Here is a 20,543-nt window from a genome sequence, read left to right on the forward strand (position 1 = left end):
CGGCATTCACACCGCGCGCCCGCTCACACGGCCGGTTCGCGCGCGTCGAAGAACGCCAGCAGCTCGTCGATCAGCGCGCCCGGCGCTTCTTCCGGAATGTAGTGCCCGCAATCGAGCGCACGGCCGCTGACGTCGCGCGCGACGCGCCGCCATTCGTCGAGCGGATCGAAGCAGCGGCCGACGATCCCGTGCTCGCCCCACAGCACGCGCAGCGGGCAGGCCACCTTGTTGCCGCGTTCGAGATCGGCGCGGTCGTGCTCGAGATCGATCGTCGCCGACGCGCGGTAGTCCTCGCACATCGCATGCACGGCGCCCGGCTGCGCGAGCGCCGCGCGATACGCGTCGAGCGCCTCGGGCGCGAACGGCGCGAGCCCGGCCGAGCGGTTGCCCATCACGCGCTCGATATACGCATCGGTATGGCCGCCGATCAGCGTCTCGGGCAGCGGCTCGGGCTGGATCAGGAAGAACCAGTGGAAATACGCGGTCGCGAACGCGCGATCGGTCTGCTCGTACATCGCGAGCGTCGGCGCGATGTCGAGCAGCATCATCCGCTCGACGGCCGGCGCGTGATCGAGCGCGAGCCGATGCGCGACGCGTGCGCCGCGATCGTGCGCGCATACGTGGAACTGGTCGAAGCCGAAATGCCGCATCACCGCGACCTGGTCGGCCGCCATCGCGCGTTTCGAATACGGCGCATGCTGCGCGTCGCTCGGCGGCTTGCCCGACGCGCCGTAGCCGCGCAGGTCGGTGGCGATCACCGTGAAATGCTTCGCCAGCGTCGCGGCGACGCGATGCCAGATCATGTGGGTCTGCGGGTGACCGTGCAGCAGCAGAAGCGGCGGCCCCGCGCCTCCTTTGACACCGAAGATGTCGGTGTCCTGCACCGTCACGCGAAACGGTGCGAACGCGTCGAACGACATGGTTTGTTTCTCGTTGGTTTGTTATGGCGGCTATTGTAGGAGCGTGAGTGCGCGATCTGAGCGGCGCAGCAGCCCGAACCCGTAGAAAGAGAGCACTCACTCGATTGCCGCCGCACCGCGCGTTTTGCTAAGCTCGCGTAGAATCGCACGACCGTTCGTATTAATATGAGCCAGCGGACCCGATCCGCGACTCGCGACTACACTCGGGATGCCGGTCGGCGCACGCCGCCGAAGCGCCGGACCGGGTCGATCTTGGAGACTTCACATGGCATTGCCCGCCGTCCTGCAGAACCTGACCTTGCCCGTCATCGCGTCGCCGATGTTCATCGTCAGCTACCCCGAACTCGTGCTCGCGCAATGCAAGGCGGGCATCGTCGGATCATTTCCCGCGCTCAACGCGCGCCCGGCCGAGCTGCTCGACGAGTGGCTCACGCAGATCCAGTCGGAACTCGCGGACCATCGCTCGAAGCATCCCGACGCGGTGATCGGCCCGATCGCGGTCAACCAGATCGTCCATCAGTCGAACGTGCGGCTCGAGCATGACGTGCGCGTGTGCGTCGACCACCGCGTGCCGATCTTCATCACGAGCCTGCGCGCGCCGGCGCGCGAGATCGTCGACGCGGTGCACAGCTACGGCGGCATCGTGCTGCACGACGTGATCAACCTGCGCCATGCGCAAAAGGCGCTCGAAGCGGGCGTCGACGGGCTGATCCTCGTCGCGGCCGGCGCGGGCGGGCATGCCGGCACGACGTCGCCGTTCGCGCTGGTCGGCGAAGTGCGCAAGATCTTCGACGGCCCGATCGTGCTGTCCGGCTCGATCGCGAACGGCGGCTCGATCCTCGCCGCGCAGGCGATGGGCGCCGACCTCGCGTACATGGGCACGCGCTTCATCGCGACGCAGGAAGCGCACGCGGTCGACGACTACAAGCGCGCGATCGTCAACGCGAAGTCGGCCGACATCATCTATACGAACCTGTTTACCGGCGTGCACGGCAACTACATTCGCGAGAGCATCCAGAAGGCGGGCCTCGATCCGGATGCGCTGCCCGAATCGGACAAGTCGAAAATGAATTTCGGCGGCGACAAGGCGAAGGCGTGGAAGGATATCTGGGGCGCGGGCCAGGGTGTCGGCCTGATGGACGACCTGCCGGACGTCGCAACGCTCATCGCGCGCCTGAAGGGCGAATACGACGCTGCGAAGGCGCGGCTCGGCATCGCGCGCTGACGCAGGCGGCGGCAGTCGCCATCCCCCGTCACGTCGGACGAAACGACAACGCGAACCCTGCGGTTCGCGTTTTTTGTTCGTGCGGCGAAGGGAAAGGCGGTTCAGCCCGCGCGCTTGATCCGCGTGATCGGCAGCACGCGCAGGCGCGATTCGATCGACGGGCACAGCGACTGCCCTTCGAAACGCGCGGCAAGGAAATCGACGAACGAGCGCACCTTCGCCGATACGTGGCGACGGCTCGCATACACCGCATAGATCGGCAGTTCGCGCGGCGGTATCGCGTCGATCAGCACGGGCACCAGTCGCCCGGACTCGATATCGTCGCCGACCACCTCGGTGCCGAGCAGCGCAATGCCCGCGCCGCCGAGCACGGCCGCGCGCAATCCCTCGAGATGGTTGACGATCAGGTTGCCGCTCAGCGTCACGCGCGACGCGGCGGCCGCGTCGTTCAGCATCGAGTCGAGCATCGTCGCGTTCGAGTCGCGGCGCAGGTAGTTGTGGTGCGCGAGATCGGCGATCGTCTCGGGCGTGCCGTGCTTGTCCAGATACGCCGGCGAGGCGACCAGCAGGATGTGCGCGGTCGCGATCTGGCGCGCGACCAGCGACGACGACTTCAGCCCGCTCGGCGCGGCGCGCACGGCGACGTCGTAGCCTTCGTCGATCAGTTCGACCACGCGATCGGACAGCGTGATCTCGACCGTCACGTCGGAAAAGCGCTCCGCATAATCGGTGACCGCCTGCATCACGTGCCGCAGCCCGAATGCGGACAGCGACGTCACGCGCAGCCGGCCCTGCGGCACCACGCTCGCGGCGCCGACCGCCTGCCCCGCTTCGTCGAGTTCGGAGAGCGCCTGCACGAGGCGCTCGTAGTATTCGCGTCCCGCCTCGGTAGGCGCGACGCGGCGCGTCGTACGGTGCAGCAGCCGCGCGCCGAGCTGCTGCTCGAGATGCATGACGTGCTTGCTCGCCATCGCCGCGGACATCTGCATGCGCTCCGCCGCGCCGACGAAGCTGCCCACTTCGACGACGTATCGAAACACATTCATGCTGACGAGGGTATCCATCGAACTAGCTCGCAATTCCTGGGAATCATGCAATTACGAGATAGGGTAACAAAGGCGAAGAAATAGAAAGGTCAAGAAAGGCAAAACGGCGCCGCGGGTTGCGGCGCCGTTTCGGGCAAAAAATCGGGGTGCGGAACGCGCGGCGCGCAGGCCGCGCGCGCGGGGCTCAGAATTTCGCGCGGATGCCGGCGCCGAACGTGTTGCCGGTCGACAGGCCGCTGATGTGGTCGTTCATGTACGCGGCATAGACGTCGGTGCGCTTCGACAGCGGGTAGTCGTAACCGACGGCCCAGGTCTGGCGCGTCTGGTCGAGGCCGCCCGAGTCGCGCGAGTACGCGTACGACGCCATCGCGTTGCCGACGCCGAGCGGCACCGACACGCCGCCCTGCGCGGTGTTCACGTGCCAGCTGCCGGCGACCTGGTCGTTCTTCGTATACATATACTGGCCGAACAGCTTCACGAATTTCAGGTCATAGGTCGCGCCGACCTGCGCGATGCCCTGGCTCTTCATCCCGGCCACGAGTGCGCTCAGATCCTGCGGGCCGTTGTTGAAGTTCACGTACTGGTAGACGGCGGTCGCCGCGAACGGGCCGTTCGCGTAGTTGAACTGCGCGCTCCACTTCTTCGAGCGGTTGTCGCCGGCCTGGTTGCCGAGCGCGTACATCGCGCCGAAATTCAGGCCACCGAACGACGGCGACGTATACGACAGCGCGTTGTTCCAGCCCGAATCGCCGACTGCGCCCTGGTCGCTCGGATAGGTCGGGAACGTGCCGAGGCCGAGGAACACGTGGTACACCATCGGCGAGAAGGTGTACGAGTCGTAGAACGGGTTGAACAGGATGGTCGACAGGAACAGGTGCGTGGTCAGGCGACCGGCCGTCACCGTGCCGTACGGCGAGCTGACGCCGACGTACGCGTTGCGTGCGAAGAACGTGTCGCCCTGGAAGCGGCCGAACTGGCCGTTTTGCGCGCGGAAGAAGCTTTCCAGCGTGAAGATCGCCTTGTAGCCGCCGCCGAGGTCCTCGGCGCCGTGCATGCCCCAGTACGACGTCGACATCCCGCCGCCGCTCACGTTCCATGCGCGGTTGCCGCCCGGGAACTTGGTCGCGCCGACCCATTCATCGACCTGGCCGTAGAGCGACACGCTCGATTGCGCATGGACGGGGGCGGTGGCGGCCACACAGGCGGCCGCTGCGATCAGCTTGACGGACGTGCGCGACGCACGGCGGGCGAATGCTTTCATGGGATCTCCAGGTTTTGTCGATTTGTCGATAAATGGCGCGAGCGTTGTTATCGGAGCCGATGCTTGCGTCGTGTGGGGCGCAGCCATCTTTACGGATCATTCGTCCGGTCAAAATTGCGTCCGCTTATTGCGGGTATAGCGGCAGCATTAACTTTGCGAAGGCGATACGTGGCCGGCGCGAGGGGCGGCGGCCCGGCGCGGAGCGTTCGCGCGACCGGACGGCCGCGTGGCGCACGCGTGCCGGGCGCGAAAGATAGCGCAATGCGGCGGGAAAATCAGCGGAAATCTGCGCGCGACTGTGGCGAATTCGCATCAGCCGGCGTGGGGAGGGGGAACGCGGTCGCGTTCAGTTGCGGTAGAACGGCGAGAAAAACGGCGAATGCGCAGGCTCTTCCTGCGACCGGGGCGGCGGCATCGGGCGGCCGCCGCGCTCCTCGTTGTAGCGCGCGACGTCGGCGCGGATCGAGCCGGCGCGCAGCGGCAGGTTGCCGCCAGCCGGCGGACGCGGCATCTGGCGCGCGTCGGCGCTGATCGGGCGATACGGGCTCTGCGCGGCGTAGTGGCCGTACGACGGCGTCGGCCGCAGGCCCCAGCGGGAACCGGCGCCGCTGACGCCACCCGGCACCGCGAGACGCACGCCGCCCGGCGGCGCCGCGCGACGCCACACGGGCGCGCCGCCGGCCGGCTGGCCGTACGCGCGCATGTCGCCGCCGCCGAAGCCGTGGCCGCCGAACGCATAACCGCCGCCATGCGGCGGCTGCGCGAGCGCGAGCGGTATCAGCAATGCGCCGAGCACGCCTGCCGCCCATCGTCCGATCTTCCGTTTCACCCGTTCCGTCATCATTCAGTGCCAGTTCCTGCTCGCCGCCAGCCGTTTCCGGCCGACACAAGCCTTTCAGCAGTAATTTATGAGCGGGCGAAAAACGTGTCGAGCCAAAAAATGTTATGTCGCGGGCATCGGTGTAACACCATGTTACTGCTAGGTTTTTTCACCTCGGGGCGTGATCGCGGCAGAACATTCTTCTGCCGTTTTACGCATCGGCGGGCATGCGCGGCCGGGCCGCTTGGCATGCACCTGATTCATCAATCGATTCGCACAATGAATTTGTGTATTGAATGATCAACCGGGAAAATAGCCGGATTCGCGCGCGATGCGCGCCTTCGTCGTTTCCGTTGAGATCCTGATGGCCCGTCCCCGTTTTCTTCCCGACAACTTCACGCTCGCGCTCGTCGGCACCGTCGTGCTGGCGAGCCTGCTGCCGTGCCGCGGCCCGGCCGCGCATGCGTTCAACTGGGCGACCAATATCGCGGTCGGCCTGCTGTTCTTCCTGCACGGCGCGAAGCTGTCGCGCGAGGCGGTGATCGCCGGCGCGACCCACTGGCGGCTGCACACGGTCGTGCTGCTCAGCACGTTCGCGCTGTTCCCGCTGCTCGGCCTTGCGCTGAAGCCGGTGCTGCAACCGCTCGTCACGCCGGCGCTGTATGCGGGCGTGCTGTTCCTGTGCACGCTGCCGTCGACGGTCCAGTCGTCGATCGCGTTCACGTCGATCGCCAAGGGCAACGTGCCGGCGGCCGTCTGTGCGGCTTCGGCGTCGAGCCTGCTCGGGATCTTCGTCACGCCGGCGCTCGTCGGGCTGATGATCACGTCGCAGTCGGCCGCGGCCGCATCGCCGTGGAGCACGGTCGGCAGCATCGTGATGCAGCTGCTCGTGCCGTTCATCGCCGGCCAGCTGCTGCGGCCCGTGATCGGCGGCTGGATCGATCGCAACCGCGGTGTGCTGCGCTTCGTCGACCAGGGCTCGATCCTGCTGGTCGTCTATGTCGCGTTCAGCGAGGCCGTGAACCAGGGGCTGTGGCACCAGATGCCGGCGCGCGCGCTCGGCGGCCTGCTCGTCGTGAACCTCGTGCTGCTCGCGATCGCGCTGCTGCTGACGGCGTTCGTCGGCAAGCGGCTCGGCTTCAACCGCGCCGACCAGATCACGATCATCTTCTGCGGCTCGAAGAAGAGCCTCGCGGCCGGCGTGCCGATGGCGAAGGTGATTTTCTCGTCGCACGCGGTCGGCGCGATCGTGCTGCCGCTGATGCTGTTCCACCAGATCCAGCTGATGGCGTGCGCGGCACTCGCGCAGCGCTGGGGCGCCCGCGACCTTAGCGGCGAGCGCGACGAGGGCGACGCGAGCGCGGCGCCGCGCACGCTGAGCGCGGGCAAGCGCTGACGCACCCGGGCGCAGGCGCACGCCTGCGCGTCCTCGCCCGCGCGGCCGGTACACGGCCAATACGCGGCCGGTACGCGATACGACGCACCAACATCGCGCATCGCGTCACACAATCTTCATTCAACTCTGCGCGTGCGCTGCCGTTAAGTCGTGGGTCCCGTCGTTTCGGCCGCCACGCTCATGCCCGCGCCCCCTCCCGCTTCCGCTGCCGCCGGCAGCACCTCGCGCCTGATCGCGGATCGCGCGCTCGCCGCCGTGTTCCAGCCGATCGTCGACCTCGGGTCGGGCACCGTCGTCGGTTACGAAGGCCTGATCCGCGGCCCTCAGGGCACCGAGCTCGAGCCGCCTGCCGCGCTGTTCGCGCAGGCCGCGCGCGAGGGCGAGACCATCGCGCTCGAACAGGCGGCCGCGCTCGCCTGCCTCGATGCGTTCGCGGCGCTCGGCTGCGACGGCAAGCTGTTCCTCAATTTCAGCGCGGGCACGATCCTGCAGCTCGCGCGCGAACGCGAGCGCGCCCGCATGCTGCTCGGCCGCGCGCGGGTCGGCGCCGAACGCATCGTGATCGAGCTGACCGAGCAGAACGCGGCGACCGACGTCGCGCACATCGTGCCGGCGATCGCATCGCTGCGCGATGCGGGCATCCAGTTCGCGCTCGACGACTACGGCACCGCGAACGCGAGCATGAATCTGTGGCTGCGCCTGCACCCGGACGTCGTGAAGATCGACCGCTTCTTCATCCATGACATCGCGCGCGACCCGCTCAAGTTCGAGGCCGTGAAGGCGATGCAGCATTTCGCGCACGCGAGCGGCGCGAAACTGATCGCGGAAGGCATCGAGAACGAATGCGACCTGATCGTCGTGCGCGACATGGGCATCTGCTGCGTGCAGGGCTTCCTGCTCGGCCGCCCGGACGCCCGGCCTTCGCGCGTCGTCGCGCCGGCCGCGCGCGACGCGATCCGCGCGCCGCACATCGCGGTGTTCCCCGGCGCGACGCGCGTCGCGCGGCCGGCCGGCACGATCGCCTCGAAGATGCTGGTGCCGGCGCCGGCGCTGCCGCGCGACGCGACCAGCAACGACGTGCTCGACCTGTTCAACCGGATGCCCGACCTGCACGCGGTTGCGCTCGTCGAGCGCGGGCGGCCCGTCGCGCTGGTGAACCGCCGCGGCTTCATCGACCGCTTCGCGCTGCCGTACCACCGCGAGGTGTTCGGCAAGAAGCCGTGCCTGCAGTTCGCGAACGACGCGCCGCTGATGATCGAGAACTCGACCACCTTCGAGCAGCTCGCGATGCTGCTCGCGAGCCATGACCAGCGCTATCTGGCGGACGGCTTCGTGATCACCGAGCATGGCCGCTACGTCGGGCTCGGCACCGGCGAGAGCCTGGTGCGCGCGGTGACCGAGATGCGCATCGAGGCCGCGCGCTACGCGAACCCGCTGACGTTCCTGCCCGGCAACATCCCGATCAGCGCGCACATCGACCGGCTGCTCGCGCGCGACGCCGGCTTTCACGCGTGCTACGTCGACCTGAACCAGTTCAAGCCGTTCAACGACCAGTACGGCTACTGGCAGGGCGACGAGGTGCTGAAGTTCGCCGCGACGGTGCTGGCCGGCGTGTGCGATCCGCAGCGGGACTTTCTCGGGCACGTCGGCGGCGACGATTTCCTCGTGCTGTTCCAGCACGACGACTGGCGGTCGCGCGCGCTCGCCGCGATCGAACGCTTCAACGCGGGCGCGCAGCTGTTCTATACGCAGGCCGACCGGCAGGCAGGCGGCCTGCGCGGCGAGGATCGCCACGGCAACCCCGCGTTCTTCGGCTTCGTGACGATGGCGATCGGCGCGGTCGGCGTGCCGGCCGGCGCACACGGCGCGAAGCGCTATGGCAGCGACGAGATCGCGTCGGTCGCCGCGCTCGCGAAACGGCGCGCGAAGCAGCAACCCGGCGGGCTCGCGGTGGTCGATCTCGATGCGGGCCGCGCGGCGCTGCGCGAACGCGGCGAGCCGGGCGGCACGATCGCGCGCTGAACCGTGTGGGGCGCTGTTTCGGGGACGCGTTGCACTGCTGCCTTGCTGCCTTGCTGCCTTGCTGCCTTGCTGCCTTGCTGCCTTGCTGCCTCGCCGCGTTGCCGCCTTGCCTCCCCTTCCCGGATCGCACCACGCGGGCGGCCTCCGCTGTGCGTCGCGCAGCAGCCGGCCACCCCACCTCCATCCGCACCGCCGTCGACCCAATTCCGGCACACGTCGCCCGCCTGTGGCCCGCATCGAGCGCGCCTTCGCGCGTTCACCTTGCCTTTTTCGCCTTTTGTTTAGTATTTTTAGTAACGTCGTTTTCGCTGATTAGCACGTTAAAACGCACTATTTGCGGGTATTCCCCGGTTATCCGGCCCGTTTTCCCCAACAAGTTTTACTATACAATCGCCATCACCCTAAACAAACCGGATCCCGAACGATGGGCACCACCATTCGCGATGTGGCGCGGGCGGCAGAGGTCTCGATCGGCACCGTCTCCCGTGCGCTGAAAAACCAGCCCGGCCTGTCGGAAACGACGCGTGCGCGCGTCGTCGAGATCGCGCAGCGACTCGGCTACGACTCCGCGCAACTGCGGCCGCGCATCCGCCGGCTCACGTTCCTGCTGCATCGTCAGCACAACCGCTTTCCCGCCAGCCCGTTCTTCTCGCACGTGCTGCACGGCGTCGAGGACGCGTGCCGCGAGCGCGGCATCGTGCCGACGCTGCTCACCGTCGGACCGAACGACGACGTGCTGCGCCAGATGCGCCCGCACGCGCCCGACGCGATCGCGGTGGCCGGCTTCATCGAGCCCGAGACGATCGAGGCGCTCGCCGCGACCGGCCGCCCGCTCGTGCTGATCGACCTGTGGGCGCCCGGGCTGCGCTCGGTCAACATCGACAACGCAACGGGCGCGGCGCTCGCGATGCGCCATCTGCTCGCGACCGGCCGCTCGCGGATCGCGTTCATCGGCGGCTCGCCCGCGCACTACAGCATCGCGCAGCGCGCGATCGGCTACCGACGCGCGTTCTTCGAGGCCGGCCAGCTGTTCGATCCCGCCTACGAAGTGACGATCGACGCGGGGCTCGATCCCGACACCGGCGCCGCGCGCGCGATGCAGCAGCTGCTCGACGCGCCGGGCCCGCGCCCCGACGCCGTGTTCGCCTACAACGACGCCGCCGCGCTCGCCGCGCAGCGCGTGTGCATCGCGCGCGGCCTGCGGATTCCGCACGACATCGCGATCGTCGGCTTCGACGACATTCCGGCCGCCGCGCACGCAAACCCGCCGCTGACGACGCTCGCGGTCGACAAGGAAGCGCTCGGCCGCCGCGGCGTCGAACTGCTGCTCGCCGAAGCGCCCGAACACACCGAGATCTCCCTGCCCGTCGAGCTGATCGTGCGGGCCAGCAGCCAGCCCGCCGGCTCGCCGGCGCTCGATTCCGCCACGGTCACCTGATCATGAACATGCCCCCGGTCCAACCCTGCCCGGCCACGCCGGCCGCCCACGCGCAGCCGGCGCCGTTCGTCGAGAATTTCCGCGACCCGTCGTTCCTGCTGTCGCACGTCGAGGACACGCTGCGCTTCTACGCGCCGAATGCGCTCGACCCGACGGGCGGCTTCTACCACTACTTCCGCGACGACGGCAGCGTCTACAACCGCACGTCGCGCCACCTCGTCAGCAGCTGCCGGTTCGTGTTCAACTACGCGATGGCGTATCGCCATTTCGGCGACCCGCGCCATCTCGACTACGCGCGCCACGGGCTGCGCTTCCTGCGCGAAGCGCACTGGGACGAACGACTGCAGGGCTACGACTGGGAGCTCGACTGGCGCGACGGCGCGAAGCGCGCGACGCTCGACGGCACGCGCCACTGCTACGGCCTCGCGTTCGTGCTGCTCGCCGCCGCGCACGCGACGATGGCCGGCATCGACGAAGCGCGCCCGCTGATCGCCGCGACCTACGAGCTCGCCGAGCACCGCTTCTGGGATCCCGCCGCAGGCCTCTATGCCGACGATGCGACGCCGAACTGGATCGTGTCGACGTATCGCGGCCAGAACGCGAACATGCACATGACCGAAGCGCTGCTCGCCGCGTACGAAGCGACCGGCCACCTCACGTATCTCGATCGCGCGGAAAAGGTCGCGACGAACATCACGCAGCGCCAGGCCGCGCTCGCCGGCGGGCTCGTGTGGGAGCACTACCATGCGGACTGGTCGGTCGACTGGGACTACAACAAGGAAGACAGCTCGAACATCTTCCGTCCGTGGGGCTTCCAGCCCGGCCACCAGACCGAATGGGCGAAGCTGCTGCTGATCCTGGAACGGCACCGTCCGCTCGACTGGCTCGTGCCGCGCGCGGCCGAACTGTTCGACGCGGCGCTCACGCATGCGTGGGACACGGACCACGGCGGCCTCTGCTACGGCTTCGGCCCCGATTTCACGATCTGCGACCACAACAAGTATTTCTGGGTGCAGGCGGAAACCTTCGCGGCGGCCGCGATGCTCGGCGCACGCACCGGCGCGGAACGCTTCTGGGACTGGTACGACGAGATCTGGCGCTACAGCTGGGCGCACTTCGTCGATCACCGCTACGGCGCGTGGTACCGGATCCTGACCTGCGACAACCGCAAGTACAGCGACGAAAAGAGTCCGGCCGGCAAGACCGACTATCACACGATGGGCGCGTGCTACGACGTGCTCGCAACCCTGGCGCGCGCAGCGCGCGGCGAGGCAAACCAATGAGCGGCGGCACTTTCCCGGCTTTCGTGTCGGCAGGCGACATCCTGACCGACATGGTGCGCAGCGGCGACGCGCAATGGACTTCGGTGCCGGGCGGCGCCGGCTGGAACGTCGCGCGCGCGGTCGCGCGGCTCGGCATGCCGAGCGCGCTCGCGGGCGCGATCGGCGAGGACTGCTTCTCCGACGAACTGTGGCGCACCAGCGAGGCGGCCGGACTCGACCTGCGCTTCCTGCAGCGCGTGCCGCGCGCGCCGCTGCTCGCGATCGTCCACCAGACGCGTCCGCCCGCCTATTTCTTCATCGGCGACGCAAGCGCGGATCTCGCGTTCGACCCGGCGCGGCTGCCGGCCGGCTGGACCGAGCACGTGAAATGGGCGCATTTCGGCTGCATCAGTCTCGTGCGCGAGCCGCTCGCGGGCACGCTCGTCGCGCTCGCGGCCGACCTGCACGCGCGCGGCGTGAAGATCAGCTTCGATCCGAACGTGCGCAACCTGATGACGGCCGCGTACCGGCCGACGCTCGAGAAGATGGCCGGCCTCGCCGACCTGATCAAGGTGTCCGACGAAGACCTGCGGCACCTGTTCGGCAGCGACGGCGCCGAAGCGGTCGACATGGTGCGTGAGCTGAACCCGCGCGCGGCCGTGCTGGTCACGCGCGGCGCGCAGGCCGCGACGCTCTACGCGGGCGGCGAGCGCTACGAGGCGAGCCCGCCGCGCGTCGAGGTGGCCGACACCGTCGGCGCGGGCGACGCCTCGATCGGCGGCCTGCTGTTCAGCCTGATGGCCGCGCCGCAGCGCTCGTGGCGCGAACATCTCGCGTTCGCGCTCGCGGCGGGCGCGGCCGCGTGCCGGCACACGGGCGCGCATGCGCCGACGCTCGACGAAGTGGTTGCGCTGCTCGACTGACGAACGATGACGAACGATGACGGAAAGATGACGGAACGGTGACCGGACACGGATCGGTCACCGATAAGCCGCGCTGTACATGCTGCGCCGCAGTGCTACGATGAAGTGTCCTTTTGCGGGAGACGCGTCATGGACACCAACACGTTCACGAAGGGCATCTACACGGCCAAGGCGCATACGCAGCATGCGGGCAACGGGCAGTTCCAGGGCTATGTGATCCTCGCCCGCGACGACGGCGACGAGACCGAGAACATCCGGTACGACGTGCACACCACGAGCCCGAGCGAGGAGGAAGCGTTCGACGAGGCGAAGGCGCTTGCGCACCGGATCCTCGGCGAGATCGAGCTGTAGCGCGGCCGCGGCCCGGCCCCGGCGCGGTTCAGAGCATCCGCGCCGCCATCGACACCAGCATCGTCAGCACCAGCGTCGACATGAACGGAAACGGGTAGCGCCGCCCGCCGAGCGTCAGCGTGACGTCGCCGGGCAGCCGCCCGACGCCGAGCTTGCCGAGCCACGGCCAGCAGCGCGTCAGGATCATCACCGCGACGAACGATGCCATCAACCAGCGCAGCATCGCAGCCCCCGTCAGAGCGCGTGCGAGCGGTCGCCGCGCGCGAAGGCGTCGAGCGTGCCGTCGATGCCGCGCGAAAACGCGATCACCTTGAACAGCTCGCCCATCTCGGCTTCGGAAATCAGCTTCTGCACCGCGTTCGCGGCCGGCAGGAACTGCTTGATGTCCGACGGATCGATCGCGGCCAGCGCATCGGTGATGCCCGCGTCGAGCAGGAAGCGCGCCTGCGACGTATAGCCGAGCAGGTCCGCGCCGGTGGCGACGCCCGCTTCGTAGATGCCGGTGAATTCGACGTGCGCGGTGATGTCCTGCAGGCCCGGATAAAGGAACGGATCGTCGTGCGCGTGGTGCCGGTAGTGGCACATCAGCGTGCCGCGGTCGCGCTGCGGATGGTAGTACTCGTGCGCGGGAAAGCCGTAGTCGATCAGCAGCACCGCGCCGCGCCCGAGCATCGTGCAGACGGTTCGCACGAACGCCAGCGCGGCCTCGTGCGTCTCGGTCACGTAGCCGTCGTCGACGTCGAGGCCCGCCAGCACCGGCGGCAGCGCGTCCGGCGCGACCGGACGATCGTCGAACACGAACGCCTGCCGCGCATCGACTGCGACGCCGCGCTCGCGCCACGCGCCGTCGCCCTTCGCGAACAGCCGCACGGGCATCGCGTCGAGCACCTCGTTGCCGACCACGACGCCGTCGAACCGCTCGGGCAGCGCGTCGAGCCAGCGCACCTTCGCGACCTGCGCCGGCGCGGCGGACGCGATCGTGTCGCGCTGCCGCTCGCGCAGTTCGCCGGACAGGTCGACGATCAGGTATTCGTCGAGTTCGGCGTCGAGCGCCGCGAGCAGGCCGGCCGCGAGCTTGCCGGTGCCCGCGCCGAATTCCATCACGCGGCGCGTGCCGCTGGCGGCGAGCGCGTCGGCGACCGGCTGTGCGAGCGTCTGCGCGAACAGCGGCGACAGCTCGGGCGCGGTGACGAAGTCGCTGCCGTCGTCGGCACGTCGCCCGAACTTGCGCGCGCCGCCGCTGTAGTAGCCGAGGCCCGGCGCATACAGCGCGCGCTCCATGAAGCGGGAAAACGGCAGCCAGCCGCCGGCCGCCGCGACCTCGTCGCGCAGTTGCGCGGCCAGGGTTTCGGACTGCGCGAGCGCATCGGGGCCGGGAGCAGGTAAACTAGCGGGTTCGTGAGCTTTCGGGTTCATCCCGGCATTGTAAATGACCGTTTCAGCCGATACGTCGACCGCCCGCGTGGCGCTGGTCGCGGGCGCTCTCGACAGCGCCGCCGACGCCGCGTCGATCGGCCGGGCGCTCGCGAACGCCTTCGCGCGGCGCGGCTGGGACCTCGCGCTGCAGCGCGGCCCCGGCGCGCCGCGCGCGGCCGCCGACGCGCTGGTCGCCGAAGTCGCGGCGCATGGCCGCCGCGCGGCCGTGCTCGACGCCGATCTGGCCCTGGAAACCGATGCGGCGGCGCTGGTCGCCGCGTGCGGCGATGCGCTCGGCCGGCCCGCGTGCACGGTGTTCGTCAGCGCCCGCACCGGCGACGACGACGCCGCGCTCGCTGCCGCCCTGGCCGCTGCGCTCGCCCGCAACGTCACCGCGCCGCTCGCGCTGGCCCGCGCGCTGGCCGATGCGACGCCCGACGCCGCGCGCGACGACGAAGCGCTGCGCGCCTGCGCGATCCACGTGCTGGACCAGGCCCTGTTTCACCCGGCGCCGGCGGCGCACCTGCCGCATGCGCTGATGCAGGCCGCGCTGCACCGCGCGACGTCGGCGCTGGCACTGGCGCTCGCGCCGAAGGTGCGCGTCGCGGCGCTGGTGCGCGGCCATGCGCCGCACGCCGACGATATCGCGGCGGCGGCCTGCTATCTCGCGAGCGCGCCCGGCGTCACGGGCGCGACGCTGACCGTCGACGGCGGCGAGCACCTGGTGCCGCCCGCCGCCGGCCCGAATGAATGAACTGCGCGGATCGCGCGGCCTGACACCGCCGCCCGCGCCGCTTTGCGTGTCCGCACGCCAATTTGACTGGGACGACCATGTTTTCCGCTCTCCTGCACCCCCGCCTCGCGGACTGCCGCAGGCTCTACCTGCGCGACTACGAGGTGCACATCAATATCGGTGCGTTCGAACACGAGAAGCGCGGCGAGCAGCGCGTCGTCATCAACGTCGACCTGTTCGTGCCGCTTTCGCTGTCGACCCCGGTGGACGACCGGCTGCATGAAGTCGTCGACTACGATCTGATGAAACAGAGCGTCGCGCAATGCCTGGCGCGCGGCCACATTCATCTGCAGGAAACGCTGTGCGACGCGATCGCCGCGCACCTGCTGGCGCACGACGCCGTGCGCGCGGTACGCGTCCGTACCGAGAAACCGGACGCCTATCCGGACTGCGACGCCGTCGGCGTCGAAGTCTTTCGCATCAAGGACGAGGAGCGCGCATGAACGCCCCCCAAACACATGACACGGCGGCCGACGCGGCCGTCATCGAAGCTTCCGCCGACGCAGTCGGCCGCCGCGCGCTGACGCGCCGCGAGCAGAAGGAAGCGTACGAGAACAACAAGCTGTTCAAGCGGATCGTGCGCCAGGTCGGCCAGGCGATCGGCGACTACAACATGATCGAGGACGGCGACAAGGTGATGGTCTGCCTGTCGGGCGGCAAGGACAGCTACGCGATGCTCGACGTGCTGCTGCGCCTGCGCGAGCGCGCGCCGATCGACTTCGAGATCGTCGCGGTGAACCTCGACCAGAAGCAGCCGGGCTTCCCCGAGCACGTGCTGCCCGAGTACCTGACGCAGGTCGGCGTGCCGTTCCATATCGAGAACCAGGACACCTACAGCATCGTCAAGCGGCTCGTGCCCGAAGGCAAGACGACCTGCTCGCTGTGCTCGCGGCTGCGCCGCGGCATCCTCTATCGCGTGGCCGGCGAGCTCGGCGCGACCAAGATCGCGCTCGGCCACCACCGCGACGACATCCTGCAAACGCTGCTGCTGAACATGTTCTACGGCGGCAAGCTGAAGGGCATGCCGCCGAAGCTGCAGTCGGACGACGGCAAGAACGTCGTGATCCGCCCGCTCGCGTACGTGAAGGAAACCGATCTCGAGAAATACGCGGAGCTGCGCGAATTCCCGATCATCCCGTGCAACCTGTGCGGCAGCCAGCCGAACCTGAAGCGCGCGGAAATGAAGGCGCTGATCCGCGAATGGGACAAGCGCTTCCCGGGCCGCGTCGACAACATGTTCAGCGCGCTCGCCAACGTCGTGCCGTCGCACCTGATGGATACCGGCCTGTTCCCGTTCGCGTCGCTGCGCGCGACCGGCCAGGCCGATCCGCAGGGCGACATCGCGTTCGACGAGGAGCCGTGCGCGACGGGCGACGACGCGTCCGCCGCGGGCGGCGCGGGCGGCGCGAAGCCGATCTCGATCGTCCAGTTCGACGACCTGTAAGCGGGGCCGGAAGGCCCGCCGGAACGGTGCGCCGGGCGCCCGTTCCGGCGTTGCCGGCGCGCCTCGGCAGCCCCGGAACGACAGGGGCCGCATGCTAAAATGGACGGCTTCGAACTCCTCTGACAAGCGCGCGCCATGAATATCGTGATTTTGGCGGCAGGCACCGGCAAGCGCATGCGTTCCGCGCTGCCGAAAGTGCTTCATCCGCTGGCCGGCAGGCCGCTCCTCTCCCACGTCATCGCCACCGCGCGCACGCTGCAGCCGTCCCGGCTCGTCGTGGTCGTCGGGCATGGCGCCGAGCAGGTCCAGGCCGCGGTCGCCGCACCCGACGTGCAGTTCGCGGTGCAGGCCGAACAGCTCGGCACCGGCCACGCGGTGCGCCAGGCGCTGCCGCTGCTCGATCCCGCCCAGCCGACGCTCGTGCTGTACGGCGACGTGCCGCTCACGCGCGCATCGACGCTGCATCGCCTCGCCGACGCGGCCCGCGACGGCCGCTACGGGATTCTCACCGTCACGCTCGACGATCCGACCGGCTACGGCCGCATCGTGCGCGACGCCGCCGGCTTCGTCACGCGCATCGTCGAGCAGAAGGATGCGTCGCCCGACGAGCTGAAGATCGCCGAGATCAACACCGGCATCATCGTCACGCCGACGGCCCAGCTGTCGATGTGGCTCGGCGCGCTGAAGAACAAGAACGCGCAGGGCGAGTACTACCTGACCGACGTCGTCGAGCTCGCGATCGAGGCCGGCTTCGAGGTCGTCACCGCGCAGCCCGACGAGGAATGGGAAACGCTCGGCGTGAACAGCAAGGCGCAGCTCGCCGAGCTCGAGCGCATCCATCAGCGCAACGTCGCCGACGCGCTGCTTGCCGACGGCGTCACGCTCGCCGATCCGGCGCGCCTCGACGTGCGCGGCACGCTGCGCTGCGGCCGCGACGTGTCGATCGACGTGAACTGCGTGTTCGAAGGCGACGTGACGCTCGCCGACGACGTGACGATCGGCGCGAACTGCGTGATCCGCAACGCGTCGATCGGCGCGGGCGCGCGCATCGACGCCTTCACGCACATCGACGGCGCCGAGCTCGGCGCGCACACCGTGATCGGCCCGTACGCGCGGCTGCGCCCCGGCGCGCAGCTCGCGGACGAAGCGCACGTGGGCAACTTCGTCGAGGTGAAGAACGCGGTGATCGGCCACGGCTCGAAGGCGAACCACCTCACCTACATCGGCGACGCCGACATCGGCGCGCGCGTGAACATCGGCGCGGGCACGATCACCTGCAACTACGACGGCGCGAACAAGTTCCGCACCGTGATCGAGGACGACGTGTTCGTCGGCTCCGACACGCAGCTCGTCGCGCCGGTGCGCGTCGGCCGCGGCGTGACGATCGCGGCCGGCACGACGGTCTGGAAGGACGTCGCTGACGGCATGCTGGCATTGAACGAGAAGACGCAGACCGCAAAGAGCGGCTACGTCCGCCCGGTCAAGAAGAAAAGCTGAACCTTTTGCGGGCGCCCGTGCGGCGCCCGCGTCGACTTACAGGATTGTCCATTCATGTGCGGCATTGTCGGCGCAGTTGCGCAGCGTAATATCGTTCCGGTGCTGATCGAAGGATTGCGGCGCCTCGAATACCGTGGCTACGATTCGTGCGGCGTCGCCGTGCTCGATCCTAACGGGCCCCAGCGTGCGCGCAGCGTCGCGCGCGTCGCCGATCTCGACGCGCAGGTGCGCGACTCGCACCTCGAAGGCACCACGGGCGTCGCGCACACGCGCTGGGCGACGCACGGCGCGCCCGTCACGCACAACGCGCACCCGATCTTCTCGTCGGGCGCGCTGGCGCTCGTGCACAACGGCATCATCGAGAACTTCGAGCCGCTGCGCGAAACGCTGCGCGCGAAGGGCTACGAATTCGTGTCGCAGACCGACACCGAAGTGATCGCGCACCTCGTGCACAGCCTGTATCGCGGCGACCTGTTCGAGGCCGTGCGCGAAGCGGTGCAGCAACTGCACGGCGCCTACGCGATCGCGGTGATCCACAAGGACCAGCCGCATACCGTCGTCGGCGCGCGCCAGGGTTCGCCGCTCGTCGTCGGCCACGGCGACGGCGAGAACTTCCTCGCGTCCGACGCGCTCGCGCTGGCCGGCAGCACCGACCGCTTCACCTTCCTCGAGGAAGGCGACATGTGCGAGCTGACGCTCGACGGCGTGAAGATCGTCGATCGCCACGGCGCGCTCGCGCAGCGCGAGATCCGCGTGGTCAGCGCGTACGGCGGTGCGGTCGAGCTCGGCCCCTATCGCCACTTCATGCAGAAGGAAATCTTCGAGCAGCCGCGCGCGATCGGCGATACGGTGCCGCAGACCGAAGCGTTCGACGCATCGCTGTTCGGCGACGCCGCGGCCGCCGCGTTCGCGGACATCGACAGCCTGCTGATCCTCGCGTGCGGCACCAGCTACTACTCGGGCCTGACCGCGAAGTACTGGCTCGAATCGATCGCGAAGATCCCGACCCAGGTCGAGATCGCGAGCGAATACCGCTACCGCGAATCGGTGCCGAACCCGCGCCAGCTCGTGCTGGTGATTTCGCAGTCGGGCGAGACCGCCGACACGCTCGCGGCGCTCAAGCATGCGCAGTCGCTCGGCCACACGCATACGCTGGCGGTCTGCAACGTCGCGACGAGCGCGATGGTGCGCCTGACCGAGATGCAGTTCCTGACGCACGCGGGCACCGAGATCGGCGTCGCATCGACGAAGGCGTTCACGACCCAGCTCGTCGCGCTGTTCGTGCTGGCCGCGACGCTCGGCAAGCTGCGCGGGTACGTCGACGCCGCGCAGGAGGCCGAATTCCTGAAGCAGCTGCGCCACCTGCCGGCCGCGCTGAACAGCGTGCTCGCGCTGGAGCCGCAGATCATCGCGTGGTCGGAGGAATTCGCGCGCAAGGAAAACGCGCTGTTCCTCGGCCGCGGGCTGCACTACCCGATCGCGCTGGAAGGCGCGCTGAAGCTGAAGGAAATCTCGTATATCCACGCCGAGGCCTATCCGGCCGGCGAGCTGAAGCACGGGCCGCTCGCGCTCGTCACCGAAGCGATGCCGGTCGTCACGGTCGCGCCGAACGACACGCTGCTCGAGAAGCTGAAGTCGAACATGCAGGAAGTGCGCGCGCGCGGCGGCGAGCTGTACGTGTTCGCCGACGCGGATACGCAGATCGTCAACGACGACGGGCTGCACGTGATCCGCATGCCCGAGCATTACGGGCAACTGTCGCCGATCCTGCACGTCGTGCCGCTGCAGCTGCTCGCGTATCACACGGCCTGCGCGCGCGGCACCGATGTCGACAAGCCGCGCAACCTCGCGAAGTCGGTGACGGTGGAATAAGGCAACACCGGGTCGGGAGGGCCCTGCAGGGTCGTCCCGGCGTCGCGTCGGTGCCCGGCCGGCTGCTTGTGGCCGTTCGGCCAGGTCGAAATATATACCACGTAGTGGTATATAATCCTGTGCTAACTCGACCGGCCCGACATGCCTGCATCCGTACGACGCGTTTTCAAAACGAAATGGTTTCACAAGGCAGCCAGAAAAGCGGGAATCGCCGATACCGAACTCTGCCGCGCAATCCGGGAGCTGGCGCGCGGCCAGGGCGTCGATCTCGGCGGCAATGTCTGGAAGAAGCGCCTGGACGGCAACCGTCGGCGCGGAATCGTGCTGGGCAGGATCGGGCAGGCGTGGGTGTTCGTGTTCCTGTTCGCGAAGCGCGACCGGGACGACATCGACGAACGCGAACTGCGCGCCTTCAGAAAGCTTGCGGTCGATCTCGGGCATCGCACCAACGACGACCTCGCAACGCTGATCGCACTCAACGAGCTTGTGGAGATTTGCAATGGCCAAGAGTCGGTTCAAGAGCGACGCAACGGAGGCGATCCACAGCGCCGCGTCGGGTCTTTATCGCGCCAATCTGATCGACAAGAAGACGATGCGCGAATACGACGAGCTCTGCATCGAAGCCGCCCCGCAGTTCGCCCCGGAAGCAATTGCCCGCATCCGCAAGTCGGTCAACGTGAGCCAGAGCGTGTTTGCGCTCTACCTGAACACGACGACGTCGACGATCCGTCAATGGGAACAGGGCGACAAGCGGCCGAGCGGCATCGCGGCGCGCATGCTGCAGATCGTCGAGAAGCACGGGCTTGAGGTGTTCTCCTGAGTACGCCTTTACATCTCGCAGGCCGCCTTGCGCGCCG

General features: G+C 68.6%; 19 protein-coding genes and 1 pseudogene. 14 read left to right on the plus strand and 6 right to left on the minus strand.

Going from position 1 to position 20,543, the window contains the following annotated elements; translation table 11 throughout:
- Window positions 1–23: 23 nt before the first annotated feature.
- A complete protein-coding gene (locus WS57_RS33685; RefSeq protein ID WP_040128387.1) occupies window positions 24–920 on the minus strand; it encodes an alpha/beta fold hydrolase in 897 nt (298 codons plus the stop codon).
- A 265-nt stretch (window positions 921–1,185) separates the two neighbouring features.
- On the opposite strand from WS57_RS33685, the gene WS57_RS33690 reads away from it, so the two are divergent.
- Window positions 1,186–2,145, plus strand: coding sequence for an NAD(P)H-dependent flavin oxidoreductase (locus WS57_RS33690; RefSeq protein WP_009692373.1), 960 nt, complete (start codon window positions 1,186–1,188; stop codon window positions 2,143–2,145).
- A 101-nt stretch (window positions 2,146–2,246) separates the two neighbouring features.
- Here the strand turns inward: WS57_RS33690 and WS57_RS33695 are convergent, their stop codons facing one another.
- The 3 genes from WS57_RS33695 to WS57_RS33705 all read right to left on the minus strand — a co-directional run bounded on the left by WS57_RS33695 (window position 2,247) and on the right by WS57_RS33705 (window position 5,293).
- The gene (locus WS57_RS33695; RefSeq protein ID WP_040128390.1) at window positions 2,247–3,209 is read right to left on the minus strand and encodes a LysR family transcriptional regulator; all 963 of its coding nucleotides are present in this window, start codon (window positions 3,207–3,209) and stop codon (window positions 2,247–2,249) included.
- A 166-nt stretch (window positions 3,210–3,375) separates the two neighbouring features.
- Window positions 3,376–4,452 (minus strand): porin, encoded by a 1,077-nt coding sequence (locus WS57_RS33700; RefSeq protein WP_009692371.1) that lies wholly within the window; start codon window positions 4,450–4,452, stop codon window positions 3,376–3,378.
- A 346-nt stretch (window positions 4,453–4,798) separates the two neighbouring features.
- Complete coding sequence (locus WS57_RS33705) at window positions 4,799–5,293, minus strand: hypothetical protein (protein ID WP_040129036.1); 495 nt, start codon at window positions 5,291–5,293, stop codon at window positions 4,799–4,801.
- Window positions 5,294–5,636: 343 nt separating this feature from the next.
- Between WS57_RS33705 and WS57_RS33710 the strand changes: the two genes are divergently transcribed.
- From WS57_RS33710 to WS57_RS33735, 6 genes are all read left to right on the plus strand, one after another.
- Complete coding sequence (locus tag WS57_RS33710; RefSeq protein ID WP_040129037.1) at window positions 5,637–6,668, plus strand: bile acid:sodium symporter family protein; 1,032 nt, start codon at window positions 5,637–5,639, stop codon at window positions 6,666–6,668.
- Window positions 6,669–6,848: 180 nt separating this feature from the next.
- Entirely contained in the window at window positions 6,849–8,690 is a 1,842-nt protein-coding gene (locus WS57_RS33715) for an EAL domain-containing protein (RefSeq protein WP_060255010.1), read from the plus strand.
- Window positions 8,691–9,114: 424 nt separating this feature from the next.
- Window positions 9,115–10,128, plus strand: coding sequence for a LacI family DNA-binding transcriptional regulator (locus WS57_RS33720; protein WP_040128393.1), 1,014 nt, complete (start codon window positions 9,115–9,117; stop codon window positions 10,126–10,128).
- A gap of 2 nt (window positions 10,129–10,130) precedes the next feature.
- Window positions 10,131–11,411: an AGE family epimerase/isomerase gene (locus WS57_RS33725; RefSeq protein ID WP_009695561.1), complete on the plus strand. Its 1,281-nt coding sequence runs from the start codon at window positions 10,131–10,133 to the stop codon at window positions 11,409–11,411.
- Window positions 11,408–12,313, plus strand: coding sequence for a carbohydrate kinase family protein (locus WS57_RS33730; RefSeq protein WP_059518525.1), 906 nt, complete (start codon window positions 11,408–11,410; stop codon window positions 12,311–12,313). The genes WS57_RS33725 and WS57_RS33730 overlap by 4 nt, the downstream gene beginning before the upstream one ends.
- Before the next feature lie 129 nt (window positions 12,314–12,442).
- Window positions 12,443–12,664 carry a hypothetical protein gene (locus tag WS57_RS33735; protein WP_009695564.1) on the plus strand — a complete coding sequence of 74 codons (222 nt, stop codon included), beginning with the start codon at window positions 12,443–12,445 and terminating at the stop codon, window positions 12,662–12,664.
- Window positions 12,665–12,692: 28 nt separating this feature from the next.
- Here WS57_RS33735 and WS57_RS33740 read toward each other — a convergent pair whose 3' ends face one another.
- Window positions 12,693–12,887, minus strand: a complete 195-nt coding sequence (locus tag WS57_RS33740) for a DUF2905 domain-containing protein (protein ID WP_009695565.1) — start codon at window positions 12,885–12,887, stop codon at window positions 12,693–12,695.
- Between the two features lie 11 nt (window positions 12,888–12,898).
- Entirely contained in the window at window positions 12,899–14,080 is a 1,182-nt protein-coding gene (locus WS57_RS33745) for a class I SAM-dependent methyltransferase (protein ID WP_059600983.1), read from the minus strand.
- Between the two features lie 13 nt (window positions 14,081–14,093).
- Here WS57_RS33745 and WS57_RS33750 point away from each other — a divergent pair, with 13 nt between their 5' ends.
- The 7 genes and pseudogenes from WS57_RS33750 (at window position 14,094) to WS57_RS33775 (ending at window position 20,506) form a co-directional block, all read left to right on the plus strand.
- Window positions 14,094–14,834 carry a Rossmann fold domain-containing protein gene (locus tag WS57_RS33750; protein WP_059482673.1) on the plus strand — a complete coding sequence of 247 codons (741 nt, stop codon included), beginning with the start codon at window positions 14,094–14,096 and terminating at the stop codon, window positions 14,832–14,834.
- A gap of 77 nt (window positions 14,835–14,911) precedes the next feature.
- Window positions 14,912–15,316, plus strand: coding sequence for a dihydroneopterin aldolase (locus tag WS57_RS33755; protein ID WP_009689608.1), 405 nt, complete (start codon window positions 14,912–14,914; stop codon window positions 15,314–15,316).
- The gene (ttcA, locus tag WS57_RS33760) at window positions 15,313–16,317 is read left to right on the plus strand and encodes a tRNA 2-thiocytidine(32) synthetase TtcA (RefSeq protein WP_069245384.1); all 1,005 of its coding nucleotides are present in this window, start codon (window positions 15,313–15,315) and stop codon (window positions 16,315–16,317) included. The genes WS57_RS33755 and ttcA overlap by 4 nt, the downstream gene beginning before the upstream one ends.
- A 135-nt stretch (window positions 16,318–16,452) precedes the next feature.
- Window positions 16,453–17,814 (plus strand): bifunctional UDP-N-acetylglucosamine diphosphorylase/glucosamine-1-phosphate N-acetyltransferase GlmU, encoded by a 1,362-nt coding sequence (glmU, locus tag WS57_RS33765; RefSeq protein ID WP_069245385.1) that lies wholly within the window; start codon window positions 16,453–16,455, stop codon window positions 17,812–17,814.
- A 54-nt stretch (window positions 17,815–17,868) separates the two neighbouring features.
- The gene (gene glmS, locus WS57_RS33770; RefSeq protein ID WP_069245386.1) at window positions 17,869–19,686 is read left to right on the plus strand and encodes a glutamine--fructose-6-phosphate transaminase (isomerizing); all 1,818 of its coding nucleotides are present in this window, start codon (window positions 17,869–17,871) and stop codon (window positions 19,684–19,686) included.
- Between the two features lie 141 nt (window positions 19,687–19,827).
- Window positions 19,828–20,190 (plus strand): annotated as a pseudogene (locus WS57_RS36585) (type II toxin-antitoxin system RelE/ParE family toxin); the annotation flags it as partial.
- Window positions 20,186–20,506, plus strand: coding sequence for a helix-turn-helix domain-containing protein (locus tag WS57_RS33775; RefSeq protein WP_009689604.1), 321 nt, complete (start codon window positions 20,186–20,188; stop codon window positions 20,504–20,506). The pseudogene WS57_RS36585 and the gene WS57_RS33775, both read left to right, overlap by 5 nt.
- Window positions 20,507–20,543: the final 37 nt, after the last annotated feature.

Origin of the sequence: Burkholderia pseudomultivorans, assembly GCF_001718415.1 — a bacterium.
Classification (GTDB): Bacteria; Pseudomonadota; Gammaproteobacteria; order Burkholderiales; family Burkholderiaceae; genus Burkholderia; species Burkholderia pseudomultivorans_A.